Genomic DNA, 3,343 nt, shown 5'->3' with positions numbered 1-3,343 from the left:
AGGCCCATTATGCCGATGCCCGGATTATGCCGATGTGGCTGTGTAAGCGCCTGAATACCTTGAAGTCTGCTGCGTAGGGTTCGGCATAATCCTAGGGGCTGCAGGCTGGTAACGTCTCCTCTTTCACTTCGAAACGAGGAGATATCATGGTGTTCGAACCGAAGAAGAAACGGCGGAAGAACCCGGTCACGGCCCTTTCCAAAAGCCTTGAGGAGGATCTGCGGCAGCAGGGGTACGCGTCCTCCACGATCTGGAAGCAGCGCAGGTTGCTCAACGACCTGATCGGCTGGCTGCAGGGCCAAGAGCTCGCGATGGGCGATTTATCCATGGCGCAGGTCGATCGGTTCATGGCTGAACGCCGTGCCGCTGGTGTGCGCAAACTGAAGACGCGCAAGGCACTGGGTCCCATTCTCGACCATTTGCGCGGGCTGGGGCTGGGGCCCGCGGCCGAAATCCCGGTGGAGGACGACCCCGCCCGGACAATCCTGCACCGGTACCGGCAGTTCCTGACCACGGAACGCGGTCTGGCGACGGTGACGGCCGGTCGGTACATCGATTGCCTGCGCCCGTTCCTTGACCGCAGGATGTCGGCGGGGCAGCTTGATCTCGGGGGCCTGACCCCGGCCGATGTCACCTCCTTTGTAGTGGCGTGGTGCCCGCGTCTGAACAGCGGCGTGGCAAAGCTGACGGTCACGGCGCTGCGGTCGTTCCTCGGCTTCCTGCATCTGGGCGGCGTCACGGAACGCTCGCTCGTGCACGCCGTGCCGACGGTCGCCCGCCGCAGGCTGGCGGGATTGCCCAGGGGGCTCGAGCCCGATCAGGTGCGGCGTCTGCTCGCGGCCTGCGATGCCAACACCGCGGTCGGTTGCCGCGATCTGGCGATCCTGACCCTGCTGGTCCGGCTCGGCCTTCGGCGCGGCGAAGTCGCCGGGCTCGGGCTCGACGACATCGACTGGCGCGTGGGCACAATCCGCGTGCGCGGCAAGGGCAATTGTCACGAACAGCTGCCCCTTCCGGCCGATGTCGGGCACCTGGTAGCCGAATACCTGACAAGCGCCCGACCGTCTGACGCTCTGGGGCGGACCGTGTTCGTGCGGCACTTCGCGCCCCATCACGCACTCGGCGCGAGCCGTGTGAGTGGCATCGTGGCGGATGCTGCCCGACGCGCGGACCTTGGGCGCGTTCATGCGCATCGCCTGCGCCATACGGCGGCAACCGAGCTTTTGCGCGCCGGCGCATCCTTGCCGGAAATCGGACAGCTCCTGCGTCATCGTCGTATCGAGACCACGGCGATCTACGCCAAGGTCGACCGCGATACCCTGCGCCTGATCGCGCGCCCCTGGCCGGAGGGCGCGCTATGAGCCCCCTGCGCAATGCCCTTGCCGATTATCTGACCCTGCGGCGCGCCCTCGGTTACAAGCTGGACAAGGCCGAGCGGCTTCTCGGCCAGTTTGTTGCCTTCGCCGAGGATCGCGGCGAGACCCATATCCGGACCGAAACGGCGCTGTCCTGGGCAACCCGGCCTTCGGGTGCTGCCGCGATATGGACCTCGCGGCGCCTGGCCGAGGTTCGTCTCTTCGCCCGGCACCTGCAAACCCTCGACCCAAGAACCGAGGTGCCGCCCAAAGATCTTCTGCCTGCGCAAGTCCGCCGCGCGACGCCGTATCTCTATACGCCGCAGCAGATTGCGGCGCTGATGCAAGCCACCACGATCCTGCGGGGATCGCATGTGCAGGCAACCTACCGGACCTTGATCGGCCTTCTGGCGGCGACCGGCATGCGGATCGGAGAGGCGATCAGCCTTGACCGCGACGACTTCGACGCGGGCAGCGGCCTGGTGACGATCCGGCATGGCAAGTTCGGAAAAGCGCGCGCCTTGCCGCTGCACCCGAGCACCGTCGCAGCGCTGGACAACTATCTGCGCCGCGACGATCGACCTCGTCCAGCCGATATGCCGACCTTGCTGATCAGTGCGCGAGGCAAGCGGCTGATCTACAAGGGCGTGCAAGAGATATTCCACAAGCTGCTGCATCATTGCGGCATCGCTCCGCGCTCGGCGACATGCCGGCCCCGGATCCACGATCTGCGGCACAGCTTCGCCGTCAGCACCATCGTAGACGATTACCGGACGGGCGACCCCGGCTCCCGCCTCGCGATCCTGTCCACCTACCTCGGCCATGCCGATCCCGGCGACACCTACTGGTACCTGTCGGCGGCACCGGAACTGCTGGCACTGGCAGGCGAAAGGCTCGAGCGCCACCTGGCGGGCGACGCATGAGTGCGCTGGCCACGACCCTGCAGGCGTTCTTCACCGATCGCCTCCTCCGCCAGCGCCAGGTCAGCCCGAACACGGTTCAGGCCTATCGCGATACGTTGCGGCTGCTGCTGGTCTTCGCGTCGGAGCGGCACGGCAAGGCGCCGGGAAAGCTCGACATCGACGATCTCGATGCGCCCCTGATCGGCGCCTTCCTCGACCATCTGGAGCACGAACGACAGAATGGCGTGCGCACCCGCAACGCCCGACTGGCGGCGATCCGGTCCCTCTTCCGCTATGCCGCCCTGCGCCATCCCGAACAGGCCGCCACCATCGAACGGGTGCTGGCCATTCCGCCGAAGCGCTTCGAGCGGCGGCTCGTGACCTGGCTGACCGAGGCAGAGATCGATGCCCTGCTGGCAGCGCCGGATCGGGCGACATGGACCGGGCGGCGCGACACGGCGCTGTTCGGCCTCGCCGTCCAGACCGGCCTTCGGGCCTCCGAACTGATCGGGCTCAACTGCGCCGACGTCCATCTCGGAGCCGGTGCGCATGTCAGCTGCACCGGCAAGGGGCGAAAGCAGCGGATCACGCCGCTCACATCCGGCACTGTTGCCGTGATGCGGGTCTGGCTGGCCGAGCGGGCCGGTCAGCCAGCAGACCCGCTGTTCCCGACACGCACCGGACGCGCTCTCAGCCGCGATGCGGTTGAGCGTCGGCTGGCCGGATACGTCAAGGATTCGACCGTCCGGTGCCCGTCCCTCGCGCGCAAGCGGGTGACCATGCATGTGCTGCGGCATTCCGCAGCCATGCGCCTGCTGCAGGCCGGCATCGACACCTCGGTGATCGCGCTCTGGCTCGGACACGAACAGGTTGAGACGACCCAGATCTACCTGCACGCGGATCTGCAGATCAAGGAACAGGCCCTCGAAAGGACAGCCCCGATCACCACGAAACCCGGCCGCTTCCGGCCGACCGACAAACTCCTCGCCTTCCTCGAAGCCCTCTGATTATGCCAACCCCTTCGCAGCGGTCCCCTCCAGAAACAATACCTTACACAGCCACATCGGCATAATCCGGGCATCGGCA

3 protein-coding genes are annotated in these 3,343 nt (G+C 66.5%); all 3 read left to right on the top strand.

The window, feature by feature from the left end:
* Positions 1–146 precede the first annotated feature (146 nt).
* From ACK4S9_RS23135 to ACK4S9_RS23125, 3 genes are read left to right on the top strand one after another with little or no spacing between them, the layout of a single operon-like run.
* A complete protein-coding gene (locus tag ACK4S9_RS23135; RefSeq protein WP_409730280.1) occupies positions 147–1,361 on the top strand; it encodes a tyrosine-type recombinase/integrase in 1,215 nt (404 codons plus the stop codon).
* Positions 1,358–2,278: a tyrosine-type recombinase/integrase gene (locus tag ACK4S9_RS23130; RefSeq protein ID WP_409730278.1), complete on the top strand. Its 921-nt coding sequence runs from the start codon at positions 1,358–1,360 to the stop codon at positions 2,276–2,278. Before ACK4S9_RS23135 ends, ACK4S9_RS23130 begins: the two co-directional genes overlap by 4 nt.
* Positions 2,275–3,264, top strand: coding sequence for a tyrosine-type recombinase/integrase (locus ACK4S9_RS23125; RefSeq protein WP_409730277.1), 990 nt, complete (start codon positions 2,275–2,277; stop codon positions 3,262–3,264). The genes ACK4S9_RS23130 and ACK4S9_RS23125 overlap by 4 nt, the downstream gene beginning before the upstream one ends.
* The last annotated feature ends 79 nt before the right edge of the window (positions 3,265–3,343 follow it).

This window comes from Massilia sp. (assembly GCF_046293535.1).
In the GTDB taxonomy this organism is placed as follows: Bacteria; Pseudomonadota; Gammaproteobacteria; order Burkholderiales; family Burkholderiaceae_D; genus Telluria.
This window is presented reverse-complemented; position numbering and strand designations above follow the sequence as displayed.

Bases quoted from the DNA above. Each gene is read 5' to 3' on its own strand.
- ACK4S9_RS23130 (WP_409730278.1), top strand. From the start codon at position 1,358: ATGAGCCCCCTGCGCAATGCCCTTGCCGATTATCTGACCCTGCGGCGC.
- ACK4S9_RS23135 (WP_409730280.1), top strand. From the start codon at position 147: ATGGTGTTCGAACCGAAGAAGAAACGGCGGAAGAACCCGGTCACGGCC.
- ACK4S9_RS23125 (WP_409730277.1), top strand. From the start codon at position 2,275: ATGAGTGCGCTGGCCACGACCCTGCAGGCGTTCTTCACCGATCGCCTC.